Genomic DNA, 26,039 nt, shown 5'->3' on the forward strand with positions numbered 1-26,039 from the left:
GGGGAATCTGTCCTACCGTTGATGCCGCTCGCGGTGCCCGAAACCGATGCCGACTCCACGCTGGGCAGTCTGGCCCGCTATGACGCGGTGGAGTTGTTCGTTGCTCGCGCCCGGGCCGGGGTCCCCGAGTTCCGCCTGACCCACGCCAATGCGGCGGCGGTGGCCCGCGTCTGCGCGCGCCTGGACGGCTTGCCGCTGGCGATTGAGCTGGCGGCAGCCCGGCTACGGGCATTGTCGATCGAGCAGATCGCCGACGGTCTGGCGGACCGCTACCGCCTACTCAGCCGTGGCCACCGCGGTGCGCCCACCCGGCAACAAAACCTCGTCAGCTGTGTGGCGTGGAGCCATGACCTGTGTACCCCCACCGAACAACACCTGTGGGCAATACTGTCGGTCTTCGCCGGCAGTTTCGATCTGCCCGCCGCCCGGCATGTGAGCGCCGGCAGTTTGCTCGACGAGCAGTGTCTGGATGTGATGTGCACGCTTGTCGACAAGTCCATCCTGATCCGCACCGAGCACGATGGCCAAGTTCGGTTCCGATTGCTCGACACCCTGCGCGACTACGGCCGCACCCACCTCAGCGCTGCCGAACACCACCAACTGCGCCACCGCCACGCCGACTACTACCACCGTCTGGCGGCGCAAGCGTACAGCGATTGGTTTGGACCTCAACAAATCGAATGGTTGAGTCGTCTCACCGCAGAAACGCCTAACCTGCGCGAAGCGCTGCAATTCTGCATCACCCATGAACCTGCCACCGCGCTGGAATTGGCCGCAAATTTGCGCGAGATCTGGATTCCGCGCGGAATGTTCAGCGAAGGGTACCGCTGGCTGGATCTCGCGCTGACTGCGTTACCACCCCTACCCAGCCCCCAGGGCTCCGGCGTTGTTGATTAGCAGGCTTGTGAGCTGGGGAATTGTGGATTGAGGAGGTCTAGGCGGCGGTTGGCGGTCAAAGCGGTGATCCGGCAGGCTTCGGCGATGTTGTCGGCGCCGTTGAGGCGGTGCAGATTGATCGCGGTGTTGCGTAGCGTTGCTAGGACCTGTGCGCCGTTTCCGGTATGTGCCCTTTGACGGTCTTCGTCGAAGGTGACGTCGCGTATCCAGTGCAGGCTGTTCTCGATTCCCCAGTGTTGACGCATCCAGGTCATGATCGCGGTAGGGCGGGCGTGCTCGAACGGCAGGCTGCAGATGGCATAGACCACCTCCACGCTGCGCTGGTCGGTGGCGGTGATCAAGCGTTCACGAGTGATCCGGATGATTTGTTTTGCGTAGGGGAAGCCGATTCCTCGTGCAGCGGTGATGATTTGCAGGGTGCGGGTCTCGACACGGCCGTGGCCGCGGGAGTCGTCGGTAGCGGCTGCGGGCACCTCGGCCCAGGGCAGCGCGGTGATACGCGCAAGTATTTTGGCTTGGTTGGACTTGACGATCATCAGGTAGTGCGACTTCAAGGTGGCGCAGATCAACTTCGCGGTGACGACCTGGGTATGCATCGCATCCACGGTGACCAGCCACCGCAAGCTACCCGGCAGCAGCGTGAGCAGGGCACGTACGCAGGGAATTTCATTGCTTTTCTCGGCGACAGCGAGTTGACCGAGCACCAATCGGGCACGGTGGGCGAACACCGACACGAGATGCGTGGCTGTCGCTTTGGCGCGTAAAGCACCACGCAGCATCTTGCCGTCCAACGCGATCGGCACCAATCCACTGGGGTCGCTGCTGGCCACGTGTGCAGTGAAGTAACTGCCCATCCTGGCGTTGAGGTCGGCGGGGTCTAGCCGAGACAAAACAGCGCGGAAGGTCTTCTCACTGGGCCGCCGGAACCGGACCCCTAATTGGGCCAACACATCATCGGGAGCGGTGGCCGCCCATGTGGCAAAACCAGCATAGCCGCGCATCCCCGCGGCAGTGGCCAGAACCGCGATCGCCAACAAAGCCATCAGCGAATACCTCCGACCGCGTGGGTCCCTCGGGTCTGGCACCGAGGCCAACACATCGAGAAACTCCGATCCGATGAGCTCGCTGCGCTCACCAGGACTCCAGCGGTCGAACACCTCTGGAACCGACGACACAGGCAATACTGAAACGGTAGGCACGGGCAACTCCAGACCAACGACGAACAGTAACCAACTTGATCGTTCTCCAGATAGCCCGTGCCTACACTCCGGCCCCAATAGCGCGGCACCAAAGATCATCAACCCAGCTCACAAGCCTGCTAACCAACAACGCCGGAGCCCTGGTGTTTCCGGCCTCGTGGTGATTATGAATCGCCAATGTGAAGTGGTCGAGCGCGGACAATGGATCACCATATTTGGCCTCGACGCGGCACAATACGGCGGCTAGGTGCGTCTCGCTGTTGCGGTTACCGGTGTCCTGGGCGATCCGCAAACCACGGCGCATGGCGGCAAGGGCGCTGGCGGGGTTGGTGTCGCGGAAGGTGAATCCATAGGCAAGTAGGGCGTAACACAGCGCCGCGGGGTTGCGGGTGGCTTCGGCGGACTCGATCAACGCATCGGCCAGCTGCTCGGCTTCGTCGCATTGACCCTTGTTCGTCAAGGCCAGCACCAGACATCCCAGGGTGAGTGTGTGCGTGTCGTGACCGAGCGCGAGCTGGGTGCGGCACAACTCGACCGACTGTTCAGGGTGCCCGCTGCTGGTATACGCACCGGATGGCCACCCCTCGATGCCGAACGGCACCTCGTAGCGGTCGGTGGCCAGCAACCGGGCGGCCTCATCGGCGTAGCGGATGGCTTCTTGGACGCGCCCCGTCGTATAGCACTGTGATGCCAGCACGTGCAGGAACGCGAGCTTGGGATGATCGACCGCTCGTTCGATCGCTTCCTCGACCCACGTCAGCGGCTCAAATCTGTTCACAAAAAAGCCGAGAAATCCCACCCAGGTGGCGATGCTCGCGGCATCGTCGAGGTCATTGTTGTCGGCGGTCCAGCGAAAGGCCAGGCGCAGATTGGCGAGTTCGGCGGTGAGCCACGTGTAGGCCTCAGGTTGCCGGGGGCTGTCCCACACCGCCGCCACGTCGGGCAACCGCTGGGCGAGGTGGCGGGCATGCGCCGTTCGAGCGGCCAGTGCCTGCCCGCGGGTGACCAGTTGCTCCTCGGCGAACTCGCGGATGGTCTCCAGCATCGAAAACCGTGATCGCCCCGAAAGCCGGTCGACGATGAGCAGGGACTTGCCCACCAACGCATCCAACAAGTCCAGCAGCTCGTAGTCGTCGTGAGTATCGGCGGATCCGGCTACCGCGCAGGCGCTTTGCAGATCGAAACCACCGGCGAACACCGAGCAACGCTCTAGCAGAACCTTTTCCGCGTCGCTGAGATGGTCGTAAGACCACGCAACGGCGTGACGCAGCGTTTGGTGACGTCCCAGGCCGCGCCGAGATCCGACCAGCAAGCGGAAGCGGTGATCGAGCCGATCACGCACCTCGATCGGGGTCATCGACGCCATGCGGGAGGCGGCCAGCTCGATGGCCAGCGGGATTCCGTCAAGACGCCGGCAGATTTCGGCGATCGCGGCCGCATCCTGGGCATCGGTCGGTGCGAAGCCGGGGGCAACACTTTGGGCGCGTTCGACGAAGAGGGTGCCGGCAGCGGACACCACGCCGCCACCGACATCCAGCGACGGCACCGACCACAGCTGCTCGTCAGGCACCTCCAGCCGCTCGCGACTGGTCGCCAGGATCCGCACGGTCGTCGAACCGGCGAGGATGGCTTCGATCAGGTCGGCCGCCGCGTCACGCACGTGCTCGCAATTGTCGAACACCAAGAGCCGGACCCGTCTTTCCAGCGCCGTGGCCACGCTCTGGGTTACGGTCTTTCCCGCTTGTTGGGTAATCCCCAGCACGGCGGCCACCGCGTCGGGCACCGCGGCCGGATCGGAAACGGCGGCCAGTTCGAAAAGCCAAACGCCATCCGGGAATTGATCAGCAACACGTGTTGCGACCTCCAGCGCCAGCCGAGTCTTGCCGACACCACCGACCCCGGTCAACGTCACCAACCGATGGACCTGCAACGCCGTCTGTACCTGGCCGATCTCCGCCGCACGAGCGACGAAGCTGGTCAGCGCGGGCCGCAGGTTGCCAGGACTTGTATCCGGTGCCCGCAAAGCGGGGAAATCGGTGCGCAGGCCCGGTGCCCGAACCTGGAACACCCGCACCGGGGCAGGCAGATCCCGCAACCGGCGTGACCCGAGATCTAGCAAGTCCACTCCGCTGATCAGATTTGCTGTCGAGTCGGTCAGCAGGATTTGGCCACCGTGGCCGGTCGCCATCACCCGCGCGGCGCGATTGAGCACCGCACCGAAGTAGTCCGCGTCATGCGGCTCGGCTTCGCCGGTCGCCAGCCCCATCCGCACCGGCAACTCGAGTGCTCGCTGTGCATCGACGGCGGCATCGACGGCGGATCTCGGCGACGCGAACGCGGCGCAGACGCCGTCGCCCGTGTGCTTGAACAACCAGCCCCGGTGCGTCTGGATCGTCCGTGTGAGCACCGCATCATGGGCCGCGAGGGCGGCCCGCATCCGATCGGGGTCGGACTCCCACCGGCGGGTGGAGCCCTCAACATCGGTGAACAGGAACGTCACGATCCCCGAAGGTGGACCCCCCAGATCAGCGGCCACTAACGAAGAATGCCACACCGAAGGCGGTTCTACCTCGAACATTGCCGCAAAGTGTTCGGCTGGGCGCAGGGGCTGCACCGACCTCAGCGGCCTCGCTCGGTGACCCCCGTGACGGGTGTTTTCAACCATCTCGCTAAATTCGAGACGCCATGTCGTCGGAAGGAATCTCATGAACGCGCGTGTCGAGCAGCTGGAGTTTCAGGCGGAGGCCCGGCAGCTGCTGGATCTGATGATCCACTCGGTCTACTCCAACAAGGACTCATTTCTGCGGGAGCTGATCTCCAACGCCTCCGATGCGCTGGACAAGCTGCGAATTGAGGCCTTCCGGAATAAGGACCTCGAAGTCGACACCTCGGACCTGCACATCGAGACCGAGGCCGACAAGGGCGCGCGGACACTGACGGTGCGCGACAACGGCATCGGAATGACCCGGGCGGAGGTCGTGGACCTGATCGGCACCCTGGCCAAGTCGGGCACCGCCGAGCTGCGCGCGCAGCTGCGGGAGGCCAAGAACGACGCAGCCTCCGAGGAGCTGATCGGCCAATTCGGCATCGGGTTCTACTCATCGTTCATGGTCGCCGACAAGGTCGAACTGCTCACCCGCAAGGCCGGGGAGAGCGAGGCCACCAAGTGGGAGTCCAGCGGAGAGGGCACCTACACGATCGAATCCGTCGAGGGTGCTCCGCAGGGGACCTCGGTCACATTGCACCTCAAGCCCGAAGACGCCGAGGACGAGCTGTATGACTACACGGCGGATTGGAAGCTACGGCATCTGATCAAGAAGTACTCGGACTTCATCGCCTGGCCGATCCGCATGGTGGTGGAGAAGCGCGTCCCGGCCCCTCACGAAGAGGGTGAGGAGCCCGGCGAGGAGACCGTGGTCCTCGAAACCGAGACGCTCAACTCGATGAAGGCGTTGTGGGCCAGGCCCAAGGACGAGGTCTCCGCCGACGAGTACAACGAGTTCTACAAGCACATCGCGCATGCCTGGGATGACCCGATGGAGGTCATCGCCATGAAGGCCGAAGGTACCTTCGAGTACCAGGCGCTGCTCTTCATTCCCTCGCACGCCCAGCATGACCTGTTCAATCGGGATGCGGTCTTCGGTATTCAGCTGTATGTCAAGCGCGTATTCATCATGGGCGACTGCGACCAGCTGATGCCCGAGTACCTGCGCTTTGTCAAGGGTGTCGTCGACGCACAGGACATGTCACTGAACGTGTCTCGCGAAATTCTGCAGCAGGATCGCCAGATCAAGGCGATTCGCCGACGGCTGACCAAGAAGGTCCTGTCCACCATCAAGGATCTGCAGTCCGAGCGGCCCGAGGACTACCGCACCTTCTGGACCCAGTTCGGCAAGGTCGTCAAGGAAGGGCTGCTGGCCGACTTCGACAACCGCGAGACGCTGTTGGAGATCTCCTCCTTCGCCTCGACCCACAGCGAAGAGGAACCCACCACCCTGGCCGGCTACGTGGAGCGCATGAAGGAAGGCCAGACGCAGATCTTCTTCGCGACCGGGGATTCGCGACAGCAGATCCTCAAGTCGCCGCACCTGGAGGCCTTCCGGGCCAAGGGCTATGAGGTGCTGCTGCTCACCGAACCGGTCGACGAAGTATGGGTGGGAGTGGTCAACGAGTTCGATGGAAAGCCGCTGCAGTCGGTCGCCAAGGGCGAGGTAGACCTGGACTCCGACGGCGAAGGGAGCGAGGCCGAGCGCGAAGAGCAGCAGAAGGAGTTCGCCGACCTGCTGGGCTGGCTCAAGGAGACGTTGGGCGAACAGGTCAAGGAAGTGCGGTTGTCCACCCGCCTGACCGAGTCGCCGGCTTGCCTGATCACCGACACGTTCGGCATCACTCCCGCGCTTGCCCGCATCTACCGGGCCACCGGGCAAGACGTTCCGGTCGGCAAGCGAACGCTGGAACTCAACCCCACCCATCCGCTGGTGATCGGTCTGCGCCAGGCGCAGGCGAGCGCTGACGACGATGCCAAGAAGGAGGCGGTCAGTGAAACCGCGGAGCTGCTCTACGGCACAGCGCTTCTTGCCGAAGGCGGTGCGCCAGACGATCCGGCCCGGTTCGCCGAGCTGTTGGCGGATCGTCTGACGCGAACGCTGTAACTAACGCCGGCCCAGCTTCTCGCGGACCGTGTCGGTGAGGAATCGCCGGGCCGACACGGGGTGGAAAAGCCCTGGCCGCCTCGGTTAGTGCGGCACGCGCGTCCGCGCTGAGTTCGATGTCGGCTGCGGCAACATTGAACTCGAGTTGCTCCACGCTGGACGCTCCCGGGATGGCGACCACGCCGGGCAGGCTGATCAACCATGCCAGCGCCACCTGGGCGGGCTTTGCGTCGACGTCAGTGGCGACGGCGCGAAGCGTCTGCAGCAGCGGCTCGATCCGGCGCAGGTTCTCCGTGCCGAACAGTGGGTTGACGGCCCGAACACCGGCCGGCCGGTTGTCCACACCGTATTTGCCGCCCAGCAGCCCCTGCGCCAGTGGGCTGTAGGCGATGATGATGCGGTTCTCCCGTTCGGCGAAGGGAACCAGGTCATCGAGCGGACCGGGATGCGCCAGCGAGAAATGCACCTGGTTGCTGACGACGGGGCGCCCGAGTGCGGCGTCCGCTTTCTTCCAGCGCGCCAACGAGTAGTTGGAGACGCCAGCCGCTCCGATCCTGCCGGTGTCGAGGAGCTCGCGCATGCCCGGCATGATCACCGAATCGGGGACCACCGGGTTGGGCTGGTGGATCTGATATAGCGGGATGCGGTCGAGCTGCAACCTGCGGGCACTGGCCCGTTCGCGCTGCTTGACCACCGCCGGAAACGGCGCCACGGGCATGATCTTGCTGGCTACGACCACTTCGGCGCGCTCGTCGCCGAGTGCCTCGCCGAGAATCCGCTCACTCTTGCCCAGTCCGTAGACCTCGGCGGTGTCGAACAGGGTGACTCCCAGCGCACAAGCGCGCGCGACGATGTCGCGGGCGGCGCCGGAGGCGTACCGGTCCCCATAACCCCACTCGCGTGAGCCGAACTGCCAGGTGCCCAGCCCGATCCGGCTGACATTTCCGATTCCGTCGACCTCGAGGTGTTTCATGGTTCACACGGTACTGAGCGGTCTCCCTGCGTCTGGGCGGTGAGGGTGCGCAGAATGCCGGTCAGCACGGCGTGTCTTCGTGCAGACACGCACGCTCGCGGCGACGGCGAGTGCCGTCAGCGCGCCCTATTGACTGAGTCGACGTAGGGCGCGAGCAGGTGCGCCATCCCTTTGGCGGCCTCATCGGCATCACTCGGGGGCAGGGCGAGGTAGCTCAGGGCAGCCCGTACCACCGCCTGGCCCATCACAGCCGCGTCGTCTTCGTTGGCGTTTACCCAGCTGTGCTGGAAGGTCTGGGACAGCTGTTCGGTGGCATGATCGACCAGGAACTGACTCTCGACGGTGATCAAACGCAGAATGTCGTTGGGTGCGTCTTCAGTTCGCAGCACCTGGGCTAGGGGGTCGTTGGCGACGCGGTGGAAGAAATCACTGAACACGGTCTGCATAGCGCTGTAGCCGTTGCCGTGGTTTTCGCTGATCGCCGTTTGCATTCCGGTGACGATGCTGTCGGTCAGGCGCAGGGCGTAGTGGCGCGCCAGGCCCCGGCGCGACTGGAATTCGTTGTAGAGGGTGCCCCTGCTGATGCCTGCGGCGGAAGCCACATCGGCCATGGTGATCGACGACCATTTCTTGACCAGCAGCAACCCGTGCATCGCGTCGAGAACCCCGTTATGCATCAGATTCGCAGCGATGCTGCGATACGGATTGCGGGTTCGATGCTCGGGGTCGACCATGTAGCTGAGATTAGTGCGCATTGATAGTGCCTTCGACTTTCGGTCCACAATGTTGTTTTGGGTAGGCGCCGCCCGTGCATTTGCGAGAATGTCGACGACGACGGTCCCGCCCGAATTAACTCCGATAGGTCCTCGCGGGCCGGTTGTGACAACCGAAATGGCTACTGAAGGTTGCTATCTGGGGATATGGCCATACATGTCCGCATGGCCATATCCGGTGGGCTGATGGTGCTAGGTCCGGCTGACTTCGATCATCTCGAAGTCCGACTTTGCGGCGCCGCAGTCCGGGCAGCTCCAGTCGTCGGGAATGTCGTCCCAACGTGTTCCCGGGGCTATGCCGTCTTCGGGCCAACCTTGTGCCTCGTCATACTCAAACCCGCACTGCACGCAGCGATACAGCTTGAAATCGGTTGACATGTCAGGCCTCCTGTAGCTTGAAGTCGATCTTCTCCCGGACGCCGCAGTCTGGGCAGTTCCAAGTTTCATCGACATCGGCCCAGCTGGCGCCCGCCGGATACCCCTCGCGCGGGGCACCGACAGCTTCATCGTAGACGTAGTCGCACACCGGGCAGTGGTAAGCGGCCATCACCGGACACCGTAGGTGGCGAGGATCTTGTCGCGCTTGCGCGGATCGATGTTGACCTTGGTGATGTCGCCGTCGTAGTGCTCAATGACGCGGTGGTCCATCAGCTTCCGCCACAGCGGCGGGAAGTAGGTCAGCGTGATCAACGTGGCATAGCCGCTGGGCAGGTTGGGGGCGCCGTCCATGCTGCGCAGCGTCTGGTAGCGGCGTAGGGGATTGGCGTGGTGGTCGCTGTGCCGCTGCAGATGGTACAGGAAGATGTTGGTGACGATGTGGTCGGAGTTCCAGCTGTGCACGGGTGCGCAGCGTTCGTAGCGCCCCGAAGCGGTGCGCTGCCGCAGCAGCCCATAGTGCTCGAGGTAGTTGACCGACTCCAACAGTGATGCGCCGAACAGTCCCTGAATGATCAGGAATGGCAGCACCTGCCAGCCGAACACGGCGGTCAGCGCGCCGAACAGAACCACCGACATGATCCAGGCGTTGAGCACATCGTTGCACATGCTCAGGGTGGGCTTGTTGATGCGTTGCATGCGGCTCTTTTCCAGCTCCCATGCGGACTTGAGCGAGCCGAACATGCTGCGCGGGAGGAACATCCAGAAGCTTTCACCGAACCGTGCGCTGGCCGGGTCCTCCGGGGTGGAGACGCGGACGTGGTGGCCGCGGTTGTGCTCGATGTAGAAGTGGCCATACAGGGTCTGGGCGAGGGTGATCTTGGACAGCCACCGCTCCAGGTTCTCGCGTTTGTGTCCCAATTCGTGGGCGGTGTTGATGCCCACCCCGCCGACGACTCCGATGGTCATGGTGAGACCGATCTTGGAGATCAGGCCCAGTCCTGCGCCCAGTCCCAGCCAGCTCAAGTTGTCGGCCGACCACAGGTAGCAGGCCAAGACGAGGCTGACCATCTGCAGCGGAATGAAGGCGTAGGTGCAGTAGCGGTAGTACTTGTCGTTCTCCAGGCGCTCCATCACTTCGTCAGGAGGGTTCTCGCCGTCTGGGCCGAAGAACACATCCAGGGCCGGTAGCAGCAGGTAGAGCAGGAACGGTCCGATCCACCACAACACCGGAGTGACGGCGGTCCAGCCGAGCTTGCCGAACACCCATGCCAGCGCGAGGCTTGCCGGCAATGCCGTCGGCAGCACCAATCCCACCAGCCACAGGTATCGCTTCCGGTCTCGCCATTGCTGGACCGGATTTTCCGACTTTGGTTGCGCCACGGACGTCATGACGATCCTTTCTCAGTGTGGTCACTGCCCTGATCCAGGTAGTGCGGCCAGCGCACCGGAGGGGCGACCGCTGGCATGTTTTGAACATATCAGAGGATTTGTGCAATCAATAGATAAATTTCTAGATTTGTTCAAACTGCCTGATCGTGCGGTGCCCACCGGGCCGTCGCGCTGTTTGACCGCGACGCCGATCGGGTATCAAGTTCGCCATGGCTGGCACCGCCGTTGCTCCCACACCCACCGGTGAGGTCTGGCCGGGCCGGGCCTACCCGCTGGGTGCGACGTATGACGGTATGGGTACGAATTTCGCGATCTTCAGCGAAGTCGCTGAGCGGATCGAGCTGTGTCTGTTCGATGCGGACGACACGGAGAGCCGGGTCGAACTGCCTGAGGTTGACGGGTTCGTCTGGCACGCGTATGTGCCGGCCATCGACCCCGGCCAGCGTTACGGATACCGCATCCACGGTCCCCACGATCCCCGCGCCGGGCACCGGTGCAATCCGAACAAGCTGCTGCTGGACCCTTATTCGAAGGCGATCGAAGGCACATTCGCCTGGAACCAGTCGCTGTTCGGCTATACCTTCGGTGACCCCGAGAGCCGCAATGACGAGGACTCCGCGGCCAGCATGCCCAAAGCGGTGGTGATCAATCCCTATTTCGACTGGGCAAACGATCGGCCCCCCGACCACCACTACGCCGACACGGTCATCTACGAAGCACACGTGAAAGGCCTGACACAGACCCATCCGGACATACCCGAACAGCTACGTGGCACCTATGCCGCGGTGGCGCACCCGGCAATCATCGACCACCTCAAAAGCATCGGTGTCACCGCGATCGAGCTGATGCCGGTACACCGTTTCGCCAACGACTCGACGTTGGCCGACAAGAATCTCTCGAATTACTGGGGCTACAACACGATCTCGTTCTTTGCGCCCGACCCGAAATATTCCAGCGCCATGCTGCCAGGGGACCAGGTTCAGGAGTTCAAGGCGATGGTGCGCGCCCTGCACGAGGCGAACATCGAGGTGATCCTCGATGTCGTCTACAACCACACCGCCGAGGGCAACCATCTGGGGCCCACGCTCTCTATGCGTGGTATCGACAACGCCGCCTACTACCGGCTGGTCGATGATGACATGCGTTACTACGTGGATCACACCGGAACCGGCAACAGCTTCAATGTCAGCCATCCGCACTCGCTGCAGCTGATCATGGATTCGTTGCGCTACTGGGTCACCGAGATGCATGTTGATGGCTTCCGGTTCGATCTGGCGGCTACCCTGGCGCGCGAGTTCTATGAGGTCGATCGGTTGGCGGCGTTTTTCGAACTCGTGCAACAGGATCCAACCGTCAGCCAGGTCAAGCTCATCGCCGAGCCGTGGGATGTGGGCCCCGGCGGCTATCAGGTGGGCAACTTTCCGCCGCAGTGGACGGAGTGGAACGGCAAGTACCGCGACACCGTTCGGGACTTCTGGCGCGGTGAGCCGGCCACGCTCGATGAGTTCGCCTACCGATTGTCCGGATCGGCCGACCTCTACGAGCACACCGGGCGAAGGCCGGTTGCTTCGATCAACTTAGTCACCGCCCATGACGGGTTCACACTGCGCGACCTGGTGTCCTACAAGGACAAACACAACGAGGCCAACGGGGAGGACAACGACGACGGCGAGGGCCATAACCGCTCGTGGAACTGCGGTGTGGAAGGGCCCACCGATGACCCCGCGATCAATGCGCTGCGGGCCCGTCAGCAGCGCAACCTCATCGCTACTCTGATGCTGTCGCAGGGTGTCCCGATGATTTCGCACGGTGACGAGCTCGGGCGTACCCAATACGGGAACAACAACGGATACTGCCAGGACAGCGTGCTCACCTGGATCGACTGGTCCGACGTCGATACCGGCCTGCTGGAGTTCACCCATGCGGTGTCCGCACTACGTGCCAACCACCCGCTATTCCGTAGGCGGCGCTTCTTCAACGGAAAGCTGGTCGGTCGCCGTGGCGAAGCGGGGCTGCCCGACATCGCTTGGTTCGCCGCGGATGGATCAGAGATGGCTGACGAGGACTGGGGGGTCGGTTTCGCCAAGTCGATCGCCGTTTTCCTCAATGGTCAGGGCATCGCCGACCGGGACATGCGTGGCCACCGAGTCCTCGATGACTCGTTCATCCTGTGTTTCAACGCTCACTTCGAGCCCATCGACTTCACCCTCCCGCCGGTGGAGTTCGGCAACGGTTGGCGGGTTGTGGTCGCTACCGCTGCCGCAACAGCGACTTCGGCCGGGGCTCTGCCGGCGGCGGCCACGATCGTCGTTGACGCGCGCAGCAGCGTGGTGCTGCAAGCGGTCACCGAGTAGACGTCGGCGATCTTCGGGCCACCGAACGCCTTACGCGGTCCGGGTACGGTCGATACGCTGTGGCTTGCGCGGGGCTCTTCGCGCAGCGTCGATGCGACCTTGCGCGCCGTGGATCGAAGGGAATCGCGCTGGCATCCTTCCAGGCCATGGCGCCGGGGGGAGTGACATCGGCTGGTGAAGTCGGGTTATGTCAAACACCGTGGTGATCGGAGCCTCGAGCGGGCTGGGGCGCTGCATTGGTGTTGGACTTGCGCGGCGTGGCGATCATGTCGCACTTCTGGCCCGGCGGCGCGAGCGAACGGAGGCCGCCGCCAAGGAAGCGGGGCCGGGGACCGTCGCCGTCGAATGCGACGTTACCGATGAAGCGTCGTGCCGATCGGCGCTCGCCGCGGCGGCCGACGCGCTTGGGGGGATCGACAACCTCGTCTACGCCCCCGCCATCAGCCCCCTCGTTCGGCTGGCCGAAACCGACGCCGACACCTGGCGGCGGGTCTTTGACACTAACGTCATAGGCGCGTCGCTCGCGACGGCGGCGGCGTTGCCGCACCTGAGGGCCGCCGCGGGCAAGGCGGTCTATCTCTCCTCGGACGCCGGGCAGCCACGCGCCCCCATGGCCTGGTCTGGGTGCCTACGGCGTCAGCAAGGCGGCACTGGAACGACTCGTGGAGGCGTGGCGAGCCGAACACCCGGAAATCGGGTTCACCTGCGTCATCGTCGGAGAGTGCGCCGGCGGCGAGGGCGATGCTCAGACCGGCATGAACATCGGCTGGGATAGAGAGCTAGCCATGAAGGCCTATCCGCTTTGGCTGGCGCGTGGCTGCATGCCAGGCAAGTTGATGCCGGTCGAGGACTTGGTCAACATCGTGCACTCGATCCTGCGCACCGACGCGGCTACCTCGATACCGGTCGTCATTGCCCGGGGCGCATCCGCTCCGGCCGGGGTGCTGGATGCGGGTAAGTCCTAGACTGAAAAATGTTGTTCCAGTGCGTGATTCAGTGAAGATTCGGGACCGTGATGAGTGACGAGGCGTTGGTTGCGGTGGTGACCGGGGCGAGCCGTGGGGCCGGGCGTGGTATCGCGGCGGCTCTGGCCGCGCGGGGCTGGCGGGTGTATGCGACGAGCCGCAGCGTCGCCGACGCGCCGCCCGGGGGAGTCGCGGTCCGGGTCGACCATCGCGATGACACGGCCACCGCCGCGCTGTTTGAGCGGGTGCAGCAGGAATCGGGCCGCCTTGATCTGCTGGTCAACAATGCCGCGGCGATCTCCGATGACTTGGTCGACCCCAAGCCGTTCTGGGAGAAGCCGCTTGCGCTGGCCGACGTACTCGATGTCGGTCTGCGGTCCTCTTATGTCGCATCCTGGTATGCCGCACCGCTTCTGGTGGCCGGCGGCCGCGGCCTGATCGCCTTCACCTCGTCACCGGGGTCGGTGTGTTACATGCACGGCCCGGCGTACGGGGCGCAGAAGGCCGGTATCGACAAGATGGCCGCCGACATGGCGGTGGACTTTCATGACACCGGCGTCGCAACGGTGTCGATCTGGATGGGCATCCTGCTGACCGAGAAGCTGCGAGGCGCATTCGGGCAACACCCAGACGGTCAGCGCACGCTCGCCAAGACCGCTGAGCACGCCGAAACCCCAGAATTCACCGGCTATTTGATCGATGCACTGTATCGGGATCCCGCTCTGGGCGAGCTGAGCGGACAAACCGTGATCGGCGCCGAGCTTGCCGAGCGCTACGGCATCACCGACGAGGGCGGACGCCGCCCGCCGTCTCACCGGCACATCTTGGGTGCACCGCGAACACCGAGCACCGTTGTGGTGCGGTAGCGCTCCGGCCCGGCTACCCGCTAATCAGACCCCACAACCCGGAGCCGTCCGCGTGCAGTGCGGCCTTGGTCACCTGCTCGTCCCAATAGTGGACCGAGCCGAACTCCGAACGCCAAGCCAATGCCGCGCGCGTGAATTCGTGCAGCCGGTGCTCTTCGGTGGTGCCGATGGCGCCATGCACCTGGTGGGCGTTGCGCACCACGACCGAGACGGCGTGGCCCACGCACGAGCGGGCAACCGCGACAAGAAAGTCCAAGTTCTGCGCCGACCATTGACTGGTAACGGCCTTGGTGAGTGCGGCCTCGGTCGCTGCCCTGGCCAGCGCGGTCTCGGCGGCGATGTCGGCGATTAGATTCTGTACCGCCTGGAACTTGGCCAGCGGACGGCCGAACTGGACGCGTGAGCTCACGTGCTCAACCGACAGATGCAGAATCTGGTCCAGCGCCGCGCAGACCTGGATCGCCCGCACCAGTGCCGACTTGAACTTCAGCGTTGAAACCACGGCTCCGGTGGTGGGCACACCCCGAAGGTCGAGATGGTCGGCACGGACCGTGTTACGCGGTTCGCCGATCATGTTGGCGCCGGGAGTGATAGTGAGTGTCTGCGCATCGACGTCGGCAAGGCGGTATTCGCCAGCCGATTGCCTGATCACCACGATGCGGTCGGCGTGAGAGGCCCATGGAACCTCGGTAGCGACCCCATCGGCGTCGAGTAGACACACCGTTCTTACCGCGGCGTCGGCGCCCATGTCATGGGCATCGAGCAACCAGCGAGCCAACAGATCATGTTCGGCCAACGGAATTCGCACCGCGTTGCGTACCGCTGCAGCTAGCAACTCGGCCGCCTCATACCAGCTGGCCCCGCTGCCGCCGCTGTCTTCCGCACCGGTGAGACGGGCCAGGCCAAGCTGCTCGAGTCGCTGCCACAGCGCCGGATCGTGCCGGCTTGCCTCGGTGGGGGGATGCGACGTACGGTACTGGGCGAAGACCGCCTCCATCATGTTCACCAGGGCGGGGTCGACGGTGTGCACGGTGGCGCTCATCGCAGTCCCAATCCCCGCGCGATGACACCGCGCAGCACTTCGTTGGTTCCGCCACGCAGGGTGAAGCCCGGCCGCTGGTCCAGCGCCGCGGTGACCAGGGCGGCGAACTCGGGATCGCGCGGGCGGTGCGGGGCGCCCGAGTCGGCCAGGTCGGTCGAGTCGGCCAGGTCGGCGAGTTCGGCTATGTCGCTCTCGGTGCTGGTGCCCAGCACCTTGACCACCGCCGCAGGTAGGTCGGCGGGATCGTTGCGCTCAAGTGCGCCAGCCACCGCGGCGGACATCTGGTGCAGGCCGGCGATGCGCGCCACCAGTCGCCCGAGCTGCTGGTCGCGGGTAAAGCGTTGCTCGGCCATGCTTTCGGCGGTAGCAGCCAGCAATACGAAGGTGGACAGGAAGCGCTCTGGTCCACTGCGCTCGAAGCTGAGTTCCGATGTCACCTGCGTCCAGCCGTTGCCGATTGCCCCGAACACCATCTCGTCGGGTACATGGGCGTTGTCGAGGATAACCTCGTTGAAGTGGTGGGCGCCATTCATGGAGATGATCGGCCGGGTCTGGACCCCCGGCCCGCGTAGGTCGACGATGAATTGACTTAGCCCGGCATGCCTGTGGTCGGGGTCCACCGGCGCGGTGCGCGCGAGCACGATGAACGCGTGGGCGCGGTGTGCCCCCGAGGTCCATACCTTTGTGCCCGACAACAGCCAACCGCCCTCGCCGCGTACCGCCCGGGTCCGCACGCTGGCCAGATCGGAACCGGAATCGGGCTCGCTCATGCCGATGCCGAAAAAGCACTCACCGCGCACAATCCGAGGCAGGAAGTGCGACTTCTGCAGTTCGGTCCCGTACTTGAGCAGTGACGGCGCGATTTGACGGTCGGCTATTCAATGGGCGGCCACGGGTGCACCGACGGCCAGCAGTTCTTCGGTGACGACGAATCGTTCCAGGAACGTGCGCCCGTGTCCGCCGTACTCGACGGGCACGGTCATGCCCAACCAGCCGCGGTCGGCGAGCGTGGCGGTGAAGTCCTCATCCCACGCCGACAGCCAGGCATCAACCGAGGGGGTGAACCCGCCGGCGACGGACTGCTCGGCAAGAAATGCGCGGACCTCGCCGCGCAGGACATCGGCCCGGGGGGAATCGAGGGCCCCCGCGGGTGGCACCAACCGGGGCAGCGCCATCAGCGCGTCCGCCACTTCGCAATGCGTTGTTGGTGTTCGGGGTCGCGATGGGCAAGTGGTTGCATGGCGGCGGCCATCCCCAGCGTCGACTCGAGCGAGCCGACCCGGGACTCTTGCAGCAGTCGCTTGGCCATGCGCAACGCGTGCGCGGGGTTCTTGACGATCCGCTCGGCCAGCTCCTGTGCCTGCGGCAGCAAATCGTCGTGGGGCACCACCCGGCTGACCATGCCCCATTCGAGAGCCGTTGCGGCATCGATGCGGTCGCCGGTCAGCGTCATCTCCGCGGCGCGCTCGTAGCCGATCGCACGCTGCAGAAACCAGGTGCCGCCGTCGCCGGGGATGATGCCGAGCGCGACGAAGCTCTCCGCGAACGAGGCTCGCTGCGATGCGATCCGGATGTCACACATCATCGCCAGGTCGCAGCCCGCGCCGATGGCCGCGCCGTTGATCGCACCGATGAGCGGGACTTCGAGACGGGCCAGTGCGCGCGGAATGCGCTGGATTCCGTCGGTGTAAGCCTGCCGCTGTTCGAGCGCGTCCAAGCCGAACATCCCGTCGCGGTTGGCCATTTCCTTGACGTTGCCGCCCCCCGAAAAGATCTTGCCGGCCCCGGTGAGAATGACCGCGCGGACGCTGGTGTCGATGTTCGCGTCGTCGACCGCGGCCTCGAATGCCGCGATGAAGTCCCTTCCGGTGATCGCGTTGCCCACATCGGGCAGGTTGATCGTCCAGGTCCGGATCGGTCCGTTGGTCGTGATGTCCAAGGCGGTGTTCATGAGGGCAACTGTAAGGAGTTGGTCCCCCACGTGGACCGGGCGGGCGCTGCCAGTGCCACGCTGTTCAACCATGACCGACATGACCAAATACGGTCCGTGGGCGGTGATCGCCGGCGGTTCGGAGGGGGTAGGCGCCGAGTTCGCCCGGCAGCTGGCTGGCGGCGGGCTGAATCTGGTGCTGATCGCGCGCGCATCCGGGCCGCTGGCCGATACGGCGCGACGCTGCCGGGAGACCGGCGTGCACGTGCGCACGATTGCCGTGGATCTCGTTGATCCCGAGGCGGTTGCGCTGATCTGCTCCGAGACGGCCGACCTCGAGGTCGGCTTGTTGATCTACAACGCGGGCGCCAACACCTGCCGGGAACAGTTCCTCGATGCCGAGCTAACCGAACTGGGTCGGGTGATCGACCTCAACGTGACGCGGATGCTCGAACTCGTGCACCACTTCGGGCGGCCGATGCGGGCGCGCCGCCGCGGCGGCATCTTGCTGGTCGGTTCGACGGCGGCCACCTACGGAGCGATGCGGCAGTCGGCATACGCCGGTGCCAAGGCGTTCAGCCGGCTGTTCGCCGAAAGCCTCTGGCTAGAGCTGCGCGAAGCCGGGGTGGATGTGCTTGAACTCGTGCTGGGGGTGACCCGCACGCCGGCGATGCAGCGGGCCGGGCTGAACTTCGATGCGCCGGGAATCTTGGTTTCCGATCCGGCCGACGTAGCCCGTGAGGGTCTGGACAACCTGGCCAACGGTCCGGTTGTCATCGCCGGTGACAACGCCGCACACGTGCACCGCGGCAGCGGAGCGGACCGGGCGGCGATCGTCCTGCGCGCGCACCGGGCCATGCAGGCGCTCATCGGTTCGCCCCCGCCACCTCCCAAAGGGGATCGCGCATGACCGATGCCGCCGATCTGGTGGCCCGGTTTGCGCGGATCAACTGCTTCCTCCGGTGACGAAGCAGCGGCTATTGCCGGTGTCGAGGAACACTTCGTCGACGGCGGACTGGTCGACGGTCGGAAACTCGAAACGATGCACTTGTTGGCCGGCTTCGATGACGGCCTCTTGGGACTCGTTGCTGCCGTCCTTCTTGCGCACCACCGCGGTCACCTTGCCGGACTTCGACATGTCTTGCGGCTCATGGAAATACCACACTTCGATACCCGATCCGGACGAAGTGGGCTGCCAACCGTCGGAATAGAAGCAGGCCGGGTTTCCCTCGGCGTCCGGTGGTGGGGGCGGGCATATCGACAGTCCGACGCACGGTGCGGTGGTGGTTGGGCTCGCGCCGGTGCGCGTCGTCATCGGGGTGGCCGGGTTGACGGCCGATGTCGACGAACTCGGAGCAGATGCTGCCGGTGGTGCGGGCCCCCCGGATGCGCATCCGGCGATGACCGCGCAACCGGCCAGGATGATGACCGGCAACCGGAATGCCTTTGACATGACTGCCCTCTCCGCGCCGCGACTCGTCGGACCACTCTTCGGGAGATTATGTCGCCTGCAAACTCCGGCCGGCGGCCAAAACAGCCAATTGGCGACGACAGAATCTGGGCGTCATCTGGGCATCGGCGAATTAGCGGACCGACGACGTCGTCTGGTGCGTGCCAGGTCACGCGCTAGAGCGCGCGCTGCGTTGCTCGATGACGTGTGCGCTGCGGCGCAGTCTTTCGCCGAGCTTGCGAATGCCGGCGCCGTCGAGGTTGGCAAATACCGTGGCCATCACGGTCATGGTGGCCGAACCGTCGGGCCCGCGGATCGGCGCCGAGATCGTGGCGATACTGTGGGTGGCGCCGCTGGTCGGCTCCTCATCCAAGACGTCGATGATGGCCAGGTCGGCATAAGCGCGGGCCAATTGGGTGGTGATCTCATCGACCTCGCCGTCGGCGCTGAGCGCGCGCAACGCCGTGTAGACCCGAACGTACTGCCGGGTGAGCCGTTCGACGACGAAGCCGCGCCGTTGAATCTGGTTGAGTACTAATGTCATTCGCTGCAGAAACCGGGGGTTTGGCGCCCCGAATGCCCGCAGCCAGTCTTGCTGGGCATCCGGGCTCCACCAGGCGACATAGTCTCGTCCGATCGGAGTCACGAACGGTGTGCGCATACCCCGCGAGATCCGCGGTCCGCGCGGGCACTCGCCGACGGTGTCGATGACAACCAGCGTGGCGTCTTCCCGGCGGGCCAGCATCACTTGGGTGCCGGTGGCGGCGGCCAGCTCTTGCAGATCGCCTCGGTGTAACTGTGCGGTGGTCGGCGTGTCCAATCCGGCGATGGCCGGCCCCCAGCTGTAGCGAAACGTTTCGGGATCCCTGATCACCCACTCCCGCGCGGCCAGCGTGGTCAGGATGGCGTGACCGGTGGCGCGGCTGATGCCGAGGCCGCGGCAGATTTCGGCCAGCGAGAACTGCTTGGCCGAATTATGGCCGAGCAGTTCCAGCACCGCGATGACCCGCTCGGTGGGCGGGGACAAGCCTTGACTGGAAACTGAGGCTGGGTCTACGGTGTCCGTCAAAATATCGAACGGTATGTCGATATTTCGACAGACGCAAGGGCCGGTGGTGAGGGCATGAAATGCGGCAAATGGGGACGCGCCGGTGTCGCCCGGGAGCAGACGACGGGGTCGACGAGACGGGCCGGGCGATGCGGATGACCGCACTGGCCAGTCCCACCACCGACCGCTTTTTGCCCGGCGCTGGCGAAGAGCGCCGAGTCAGCTCCTCGACGTGGCGGGCGTTCGCGGTGTGGACCGCGATCTTCTGGGGCGCAACCGCGATCTTTGCGGCGCTGTTCTACCTGGGCGTGCTGGACTTCACGACCAGCACCAAAACGTCTCTTTACGGCATCAGCATCTGGCTCAACGGTTGGTTCATCCCGCTGCTGCTCCCCGGGGCGCGCAAGCGGCCGCGGATGGCGCTGTTTCACGAGTGCCTGGTGTTGTGGATGGTTTCCTACGCGATAACCAACCTGCTCTGGGAGATCCCCTGGGTGATCTTTTCGCCGTTTGTTTTCCACGACCTGCACACCCTGGGCGATATCGTCGCCTACACCCCGTGGCTGCGCGAGAACGTCCTGCACATGTACTGGTGGGACCTGGCCTCATTTGGTTCGGTTGACCTTCGTACGGTCAATCACAATCCGACGTTCTTCACCCTGGAGATCTATGCCTTCGTCAACATCGCCGGCGCGCTGGCGTTTTGGCGGCTCAACAAGAGACGCTCGCCGATGCGGTACCTGATCCCAGTCCTGGGAGCAGGAGAATCGGTGGTGGCTACCTTCATCTTCTCGTTCAGCGGAGTGTTCGGGGGCTTCAAGAACATGGCCGGCGGCGTGGCCGATACCCTGCTTGCGCTGGCGTGGACCCAATATCAGTACTTCGTTTTCCCGCTCGTCTTCGGGTGGCTGGGATGCAAACTCCTGTACGCGGATTGGCGCCGGTTGAGCGGGTCGACGGGGCCCGCGCGGGTATCCCTGAACCGGACTGGCCAGCCGGCCGGGGACGGGTGAGAGATCGTTGAGCTGGGTGCCGCCGGCGCCGCGGTCGAAGCGGTATCAGGCCGCACTGACCCGATAGATCTCGATCTGTTCGGGGAGGCCCTTGAGTTGCTGGGGGCCAAGGCTTTCGAAGGTCAGGCCGGAGCCGGCGGTCAGATCGCGCACGGTGCGGCTGGCGAACACTTCGCCGGCATCGGCCAGCGCGCCGATGCGGGCGCCGATGTGTACCGCCATGCCGCTCCACTCCTGGCCCCGTCGCTCACACTCGCCCGTATGTATTCCGGCGCGGATCGCGATGTTTAGGGCAGCAAGGGCCGGGACCAGCTGCAGGGCGCAGCGAGCCGCCTTCGTTGGTGCATCAAACAGCGCGAAAACACCGTCGCCAGTGTGCTTGGCGCGGGTGCCGCCGTAGCGCAGCAGTAGGTTGTCGACCACGCTGTCATGGCCGTTGAGCTGGTGACGCCATGCCGTATCGCCCATGGTGCTGAGCTTCTCGGTGGAACTCACGATGTCGGTGAACAGCACGGTCTTCAGCACGCGTTCGTCGGCCGGCGCACCCGACTCCCCGGTGAAGAAGTCGAGCACCTCCCGGGCCAGATCGTCGATGATGTCGAACGGAGTGTGGGGACCGGGCGGCAGGAGGCGAAACTGAGCGTTGGGAATTGCCGCCGCCAGTGCCGCCGAGGATTCCAGGGGTACGAGTTGATCACCGGGGCGCGCCAGGACCAATGTGGGAACGCGGATCGAACCCAGCACGGCACGGACGTCGGTCGCCATGAAGGCCTGCCACCACAGTTTCGCCATCGAAGGGCTTGACACCGACCTTTGCAGCCTGCCGAATAGCTCTCGCATTCCGGGCACCTCGGCCGCTTGACCGTAGAACAGTTCCGCCAATGCCCCTCGGCCCCAGTCATCTTCGATCGCGCAGAGCTGCGACTGCACCTCAGCGGGGGTGAATCCCCAGGGAAAGTCCGGCAGATCTTGGGAAAACCGTGCGGCGGTACCGAAGAGGCTCAGCAAGCCCACCCGGTCCGGGTAGGTTGCGGCGAACAAGATGCTCACGGCGCCGCCCTCGCTGGTACCCCAGAGTGCGGCTGGGTCGAGTCCCACCGAATCGACGATGGCACGCAGATCTTCTAGGCGCTCGTCCAGCGAGAGCAGATGCGTCGCCGGGTCCGAGAGGCCGGTCCCACGTCTATCCCACACCACCAGCCTGACCTGTTGGGAGGCGCGCTCGATGCCGGGCGCATAGGGACTGCCTGGTTCGTCGATCGTGTCGACGTTACTGACCATCCACCCCGGCACCCAGATCACCGTCGGCCCGGACTGCCCGAACACCCGGTACGCCAGGTGCACGTGGCCATTGCGGGCGTACCGGACTCGATCGTCCCTCATCCAACGATGGTGACACCACAACGGTCACCCGCGCGCGGGACTCTGGTACTTCTACGCGCCGGTTTTTGGCCGTCGCCGCGATTAGGCAAAACCGGGGCGAGATCCGGTGCGGGACGCAGCTGACACACTGAGGTGTGGCTGAAATCGACTTCACTGCGATCGCGCCGATCTTGACCGTCCGGAGTCTAGATGCGGCGCTGGCCCGGTATCGCACGCTGGGCTTCGCCGCTCGAGCCTACGAAGGTCCCGACCGGTACGGATTCGTCGACCGAGGGCAGGTGTCGATCCATCTCACCGAGTGGGCCGACCATGACCCGCTGAGCACCTCTGCCAGTGTCTACCTCTATGTCGGTGATGCCGACTCGGTCTACACGCAGTGGCAAGCGGTGGAAAACCTCGGCGGCCACTTTCATGCCCCGCACGACACGCCCTACGGATTGCGGGAGTTCGCCTACGTCGATCCTGATGGCACCTTGCATCGGGTCGGCTCACCGCTGAGCCACTGACAGGTATCGCAGCGCCACGCGCCCGAAGTCCTAAGGCCCGGGCCGGCTGGGTATTACGGCCCTAGCCCAGCACGGTCCGGGAATGATCGACTGGGCTGGCACGGCGATCTGCTCACACCTGGGCTCTCGGCGTGCTGGACTCAGAAATGGCTGGTGTCGATAGGATTTCCCGGTGGTTGGCGATACTGCGACGATGGCCCACCGGTGGATGTTGCGGGTGCGCTGGCTGATCGAACCCACCCTGGTGGTGCTCACCGTGGGTTTGTTGGTCATCGGTGGCCTCGCCTGGCTCTTCGGTGCGCGGGTGGTGGCCGACGGCTGCTGGATCGCGGCCACCGTGGTGGCCGTCGTGCCGGCGCTGACCTGGGTCGTTTTGGCGTTGCGCCGGGGTCAAGTCGGCGTGGACATCATCGCGGTCCTATCGCTGGTCGGCACCCTGCTGGTCCACGAATACCTGGCCGGTGCCTTGATTGCGGTGATGCTGGCGGGCGGGCGTGCGCTCGACGCGGCCGCGCAACGCCGTGCCACCCGGGACCTGAGGTTGTTGCTGGAGCGTGCGCCGCGGTTTGCGCGGCGACGCACCGGATCCGACGTCAGCCAGATCCCGCTGGCGGAGGTGGTCGTCAACGACATCCTGGTCGTGGGCCCGAGTGAAGTGGTCCCGGTGGACGGCCGGATCGCCGATGTGGTGGCGGTACTGGACGAGTCGGCCCTGACCGGTGAGCCGCTGCAGGTCGAACGTGGTGTCGGCGAACCGGTCCGCAGTGGTGTGGTCAATGCGGGCGGCGCCTTTGAGATTCGGGCGAGCGCGACGGCGGACGAGAGCACCTACGCGGGCATCGTACGGATGGCGCAGCAGGCCGGCGCCGAGAATGCGCCGATCGTGCGGTTGGCGGACCGTTACGCGGCCTGGTTTCTGCCGATGGCGCTGGTGCTGGCCGCGGCGTCATGGCTCGCCAGCGGCTCCGCGGTGCGAGCCGTTGCCGTGCTGGTGGTCGCCACGCCATGCCCGCTGCTGCTGGCAGCACCGGTCGCGATCGTCTCCGGCCTGTCCCGCGCCTCACGCATGGGCGTGGTGATTCGCGGTGGCGGCGCACTGGAAAACCTCGGTCACGCAACGACATTGATGATGGACAAGACCGGCACGTTGACGATGGGGCGCCCCTCGGTGGTCGACGTGGTGAGCGCACCCGGTAGCGGCGGGACCTAGCTGCTGCGCCAGGCCGCCTCGGTTGACCAGCTTTCCCCGCACGTCCTCGCCGAAGCCATCGTCACCGAGGTGCTCAATCGCGGTTTGCAGCTGTCACTGCCGGCAGACGTCGTCGAGGAGCCGGGCCGCGGTGTCAGTGCCACCATCGACGGGCGGCGCCTGACGGTCGGCAAGCTATCGGCCGACACGGCGACCGGCCCTTGGGCGCGAGCCGCGGTCAACCGCGCCCGCCTCGACGGTGCGGCAATCGCGTGGGTCTGTGTGGACGGCGACCCCCAGGGCGCGGTGTTGCTGCGGGATCCGTTGCGCCGGCAGGCGCCACGAACCATGCACCGGTTACGCCAGGCCGGCTTCACCCGGCTGATCCTGCTCACCGGCGACCGAGCCGAGCCGACTCGGGAGGTGGCCGCCATTTTGGGCCTCGACGAGGTCTATGCCGACCAGGGCCCGGCCGACAAATTCAGCGCGGTGCGCGCCGAAACCCAACGGGCAGTGACCGTGATGGTCGGCGACGGTGTCAACGATGCTCCTGCACTGGCGGCGGCCACGGTTGGGGTGGCGATGGGAGCACGTGGGGCCACCGCGTCTTCGGAGGCCGCCGACATAGTGTTGACCACCGACCGCCTCGACCGGTTGGCCGACGCGATGGATATCGCCCGGTGGTCGCGGCGCATTGCGGTACAAAGCGCCAGCGTTGGCATGGGCCTGTCACTGCTGGCCATGGCGATGGCCGCACTGGGCTGGTTGCCGCCCGCGGCGGGTGCGCTGCTGCAAGAAGGCATCGACGTCGCGGTGATACCCTCGCGCAGGACGATTCTTAGCGCGTTTGCGCTGTGCTGCCGTGCTGATGGCGCGTTGGCCGCTTCGACAATGGCACAAAGTCCCTCGCCGCAGGGACGCCATGCCCTCGTATGGCCGATGTGATTGCGCAATCGTTGAGGAGAACGACTTGCCGAAGGAGCAGCAATCATGAATGCGCATTTCCCGGATGCCGGCACGGTCCGAACTGTTCTCACCCTCGCCTCGCGCGCGCCCTCGGTGCACAACACCCAGCCGTGGCGTTGGCAGGTTGGGGCAACGACGCTGCATTTGTACGCCGACACGAGCCTGCAGCTGCCCAACACCGACCCGGAGGGGCGAGACCTCATCTCGAGTTGCGGCGCCGCCTTGAATCACTGCGTCATTGCGCTGGCGGCGGTCGGCTGGCATGTCAAGGTGGCTCGTCTGCCGAACCCGGCCGATCCGACTCACCTTGCCGCGCTGGAGGTGTCCCGCCACACCCCCGACCAGCTGAACATCACCCTGGCCGCAGCGATACCGAGGCGCCGAACCGATCGGCGCCACTACAGCTTCTGGCCGGTTCCGGTAAGCGATGTTGCCCTGATGGCGGCGCGGGCCGCCCGCTGCGGGGTATCGCTGCGGCAAGTCGACGCCACGGACAAGTTGAACGCGATTGTGGCGAAATCTGTCTGGGACCACGCCGCCGATGACGAGTATCTGGCCGAACTCAACGCCTGGAGCGGGCGGCACGCCTCGGCCTCCGATGTTCCGGCTCGCAACACGCCCGTCTCCGATCCCGCGGCGCCGCTGCCCAGCCGGCTATTCGCCGGCTCAACGTTGGTGATGCCGGCCGATGCCGCGCCCGCCGATGACAATGCGGTGATGCTGGCGTTGGGTACTCGAACCGACGACCGGCTCGCCCAGCTCCGCGCCGGCGAGGCCACCAGCGTCGTGCTACTCACCGCGACAGCGATGGGTCTGGCCAGTTGCCCGGTCACCGAACCGCTCGAGATTGCCGAAACACGCGAGTCCGTTCGGACCGATGTGTTCGGCAACAATGACTATCCGCAGATGCTGCTTCGGGTGGGATGGGCCCCGATCAACGCCGATCCACTGCCGTCGACCCCGCGACGTCCACTCGCCGAGATCGTCGAGTGGATGTCTGACCGCGAACAATGGGGCACCGAATAGCCCCCTGGTGCGGCGTACGCGGCCTCGGGCGAGCCGCACC

General features: G+C 65.1%; 19 protein-coding genes and 4 pseudogenes. 10 read left to right on the forward strand and 13 right to left on the reverse strand.

Annotation, left to right across the window (positions count from 1 at the left end):
- The first annotated feature begins 21 nt into the window (after nt 1–21).
- Nucleotides 22–897, forward strand: coding sequence for an ATP-binding protein (locus SHTP_RS30680; protein WP_477506021.1), 876 nt, complete (start codon nt 22–24; stop codon nt 895–897).
- Here SHTP_RS30680 and SHTP_RS09185 read toward each other — a convergent pair.
- Together SHTP_RS09185 and SHTP_RS09190 are read right to left on the reverse strand one after the other, a co-directional pair.
- On the reverse strand, nt 894–2,096 hold the full coding sequence (locus tag SHTP_RS09185) for an ISAs1-like element IS2404/ISMul1 family transposase (protein ID WP_420811867.1): 1,203 nt from the start codon (nt 2,094–2,096) through the stop codon (nt 894–896). The two genes, SHTP_RS30680 and SHTP_RS09185, sit on opposite strands and share 4 nt — an antisense overlap.
- A 61-nt stretch (nt 2,097–2,157) precedes the next feature.
- Nucleotides 2,158–4,596, reverse strand: a complete 2,439-nt coding sequence (locus SHTP_RS09190) for an ATP-binding protein (protein ID WP_231991737.1) — start codon at nt 4,594–4,596, stop codon at nt 2,158–2,160.
- A 205-nt stretch (nt 4,597–4,801) separates the two neighbouring features.
- Here SHTP_RS09190 and htpG point away from each other — a divergent pair, with 205 nt between their 5' ends.
- On the forward strand, nt 4,802–6,748 hold the full coding sequence (htpG, locus tag SHTP_RS09195) for a molecular chaperone HtpG (protein ID WP_096370399.1): 1,947 nt from the start codon (nt 4,802–4,804) through the stop codon (nt 6,746–6,748).
- Here htpG and SHTP_RS09200 read toward each other — a convergent pair.
- The 5 genes and pseudogenes from SHTP_RS09200 to SHTP_RS09220 form a co-directional block, all read right to left on the reverse strand.
- A pseudogene (locus SHTP_RS09200) lies at nt 6,749–7,721 on the reverse strand (aldo/keto reductase).
- Between the two features lie 116 nt (nt 7,722–7,837).
- A complete protein-coding gene (locus tag SHTP_RS09205; RefSeq protein WP_096370400.1) occupies nt 7,838–8,476 on the reverse strand; it encodes a TetR/AcrR family transcriptional regulator in 639 nt (212 codons plus the stop codon).
- Nucleotides 8,477–8,686: 210 nt separating this feature from the next.
- Nucleotides 8,687–8,872: a rubredoxin gene (locus SHTP_RS09210; RefSeq protein WP_011740670.1), complete on the reverse strand. Its 186-nt coding sequence runs from the start codon at nt 8,870–8,872 to the stop codon at nt 8,687–8,689.
- Between the two features lies 1 nt (nt 8,873).
- On the reverse strand, nt 8,874–9,041 hold the full coding sequence (locus tag SHTP_RS09215; protein WP_096370401.1) for a rubredoxin: 168 nt from the start codon (nt 9,039–9,041) through the stop codon (nt 8,874–8,876).
- Nucleotides 9,041–10,261 carry an alkane 1-monooxygenase gene (locus SHTP_RS09220; protein ID WP_096370402.1) on the reverse strand — a complete coding sequence of 407 codons (1,221 nt, stop codon included), beginning with the start codon at nt 10,259–10,261 and terminating at the stop codon, nt 9,041–9,043. Before SHTP_RS09220 ends, SHTP_RS09215 begins: the two co-directional genes overlap by 1 nt.
- Before the next feature lie 209 nt (nt 10,262–10,470).
- On the opposite strand from SHTP_RS09220, the gene glgX reads away from it, so the two are divergent.
- The 3 genes and pseudogenes from glgX (at nt 10,471) to SHTP_RS09235 (ending at nt 14,446) form a co-directional block, all read left to right on the forward strand.
- Nucleotides 10,471–12,615 (forward strand): glycogen debranching protein GlgX, encoded by a 2,145-nt coding sequence (gene glgX / locus SHTP_RS09225; protein WP_096370403.1) that lies wholly within the window; start codon nt 10,471–10,473, stop codon nt 12,613–12,615.
- A 199-nt stretch (nt 12,616–12,814) separates the two neighbouring features.
- A pseudogene (locus tag SHTP_RS09230) lies at nt 12,815–13,580 on the forward strand (SDR family oxidoreductase).
- Between the two features lie 50 nt (nt 13,581–13,630).
- A complete protein-coding gene (locus tag SHTP_RS09235; protein ID WP_096370404.1) occupies nt 13,631–14,446 on the forward strand; it encodes an SDR family NAD(P)-dependent oxidoreductase in 816 nt (271 codons plus the stop codon).
- 13 nt (nt 14,447–14,459) lie between these two features.
- On the opposite strand, the gene SHTP_RS09240 is transcribed toward SHTP_RS09235, so the two are convergent.
- The 3 genes and pseudogenes from SHTP_RS09240 to SHTP_RS09250 all read right to left on the reverse strand — a co-directional run bounded on the left by SHTP_RS09240 (nt 14,460) and on the right by SHTP_RS09250 (nt 17,439).
- Nucleotides 14,460–15,488, reverse strand: coding sequence for an acyl-CoA dehydrogenase family protein (locus tag SHTP_RS09240; protein WP_096370405.1), 1,029 nt, complete (start codon nt 15,486–15,488; stop codon nt 14,460–14,462).
- Nucleotides 15,485–16,663: pseudogene (locus SHTP_RS09245) on the reverse strand (acyl-CoA dehydrogenase family protein). Before SHTP_RS09245 ends, SHTP_RS09240 begins: the two are co-directional and overlap by 4 nt.
- Nucleotides 16,663–17,439 carry a crotonase/enoyl-CoA hydratase family protein gene (locus tag SHTP_RS09250; RefSeq protein WP_015356358.1) on the reverse strand — a complete coding sequence of 259 codons (777 nt, stop codon included), beginning with the start codon at nt 17,437–17,439 and terminating at the stop codon, nt 16,663–16,665. The pseudogene SHTP_RS09245 and the gene SHTP_RS09250 overlap by 1 nt, the downstream one beginning before the upstream one ends.
- Nucleotides 17,440–17,509: 70 nt before the next feature.
- On the opposite strand from SHTP_RS09250, the gene SHTP_RS09255 reads away from it, so the two are divergent.
- Entirely contained in the window at nt 17,510–18,328 is an 819-nt protein-coding gene (locus SHTP_RS09255) for an SDR family NAD(P)-dependent oxidoreductase (protein ID WP_096370406.1), read from the forward strand.
- 36 nt (nt 18,329–18,364) lie between these two features.
- Here the strand turns inward: SHTP_RS09255 and SHTP_RS09260 are convergent, their stop codons facing one another.
- Together SHTP_RS09260 and SHTP_RS09265 are read right to left on the reverse strand one after the other, a co-directional pair.
- Nucleotides 18,365–18,871, reverse strand: coding sequence for a hypothetical protein (locus SHTP_RS09260; RefSeq protein WP_096370407.1), 507 nt, complete (start codon nt 18,869–18,871; stop codon nt 18,365–18,367).
- 166 nt (nt 18,872–19,037) lie between these two features.
- Nucleotides 19,038–19,895, reverse strand: coding sequence for a helix-turn-helix domain-containing protein (locus SHTP_RS09265; RefSeq protein WP_231991739.1), 858 nt, complete (start codon nt 19,893–19,895; stop codon nt 19,038–19,040).
- 110 nt (nt 19,896–20,005) lie between these two features.
- Between SHTP_RS09265 and SHTP_RS09270 the strand changes: the two genes are divergently transcribed.
- Complete coding sequence (locus SHTP_RS09270) at nt 20,006–20,929, forward strand: hypothetical protein (RefSeq protein ID WP_231991740.1); 924 nt, start codon at nt 20,006–20,008, stop codon at nt 20,927–20,929.
- 45 nt (nt 20,930–20,974) lie between these two features.
- Here the strand turns inward: SHTP_RS09270 and SHTP_RS09275 are convergent, their stop codons facing one another.
- The gene (locus SHTP_RS09275; protein ID WP_096370408.1) at nt 20,975–22,312 is read right to left on the reverse strand and encodes an adenylate/guanylate cyclase domain-containing protein; all 1,338 of its coding nucleotides are present in this window, start codon (nt 22,310–22,312) and stop codon (nt 20,975–20,977) included.
- A 143-nt stretch (nt 22,313–22,455) separates the two neighbouring features.
- Here SHTP_RS09275 and SHTP_RS09280 point away from each other — a divergent pair, with 143 nt between their 5' ends.
- The 3 genes and pseudogenes from SHTP_RS09280 (at nt 22,456) to SHTP_RS09290 (ending at nt 25,999) form a co-directional block, all read left to right on the forward strand.
- The gene (locus SHTP_RS09280) at nt 22,456–22,818 is read left to right on the forward strand and encodes a bleomycin resistance protein (RefSeq protein WP_172607291.1); all 363 of its coding nucleotides are present in this window, start codon (nt 22,456–22,458) and stop codon (nt 22,816–22,818) included.
- Nucleotides 22,819–23,011: 193 nt separating this feature from the next.
- A pseudogene (locus tag SHTP_RS09285) lies at nt 23,012–24,826 on the forward strand (heavy metal translocating P-type ATPase); the annotation flags it as partial.
- A 171-nt stretch (nt 24,827–24,997) separates the two neighbouring features.
- A complete protein-coding gene (locus SHTP_RS09290) occupies nt 24,998–25,999 on the forward strand; it encodes an Acg family FMN-binding oxidoreductase (protein ID WP_096370409.1) in 1,002 nt (333 codons plus the stop codon).
- Nucleotides 26,000–26,039: the final 40 nt, after the last annotated feature.

Source organism: Mycobacterium ulcerans subsp. shinshuense (genome assembly GCF_002355775.1).
In the GTDB taxonomy this organism is placed as follows: Bacteria; Actinomycetota; Actinomycetes; order Mycobacteriales; family Mycobacteriaceae; genus Mycobacterium; species Mycobacterium marinum.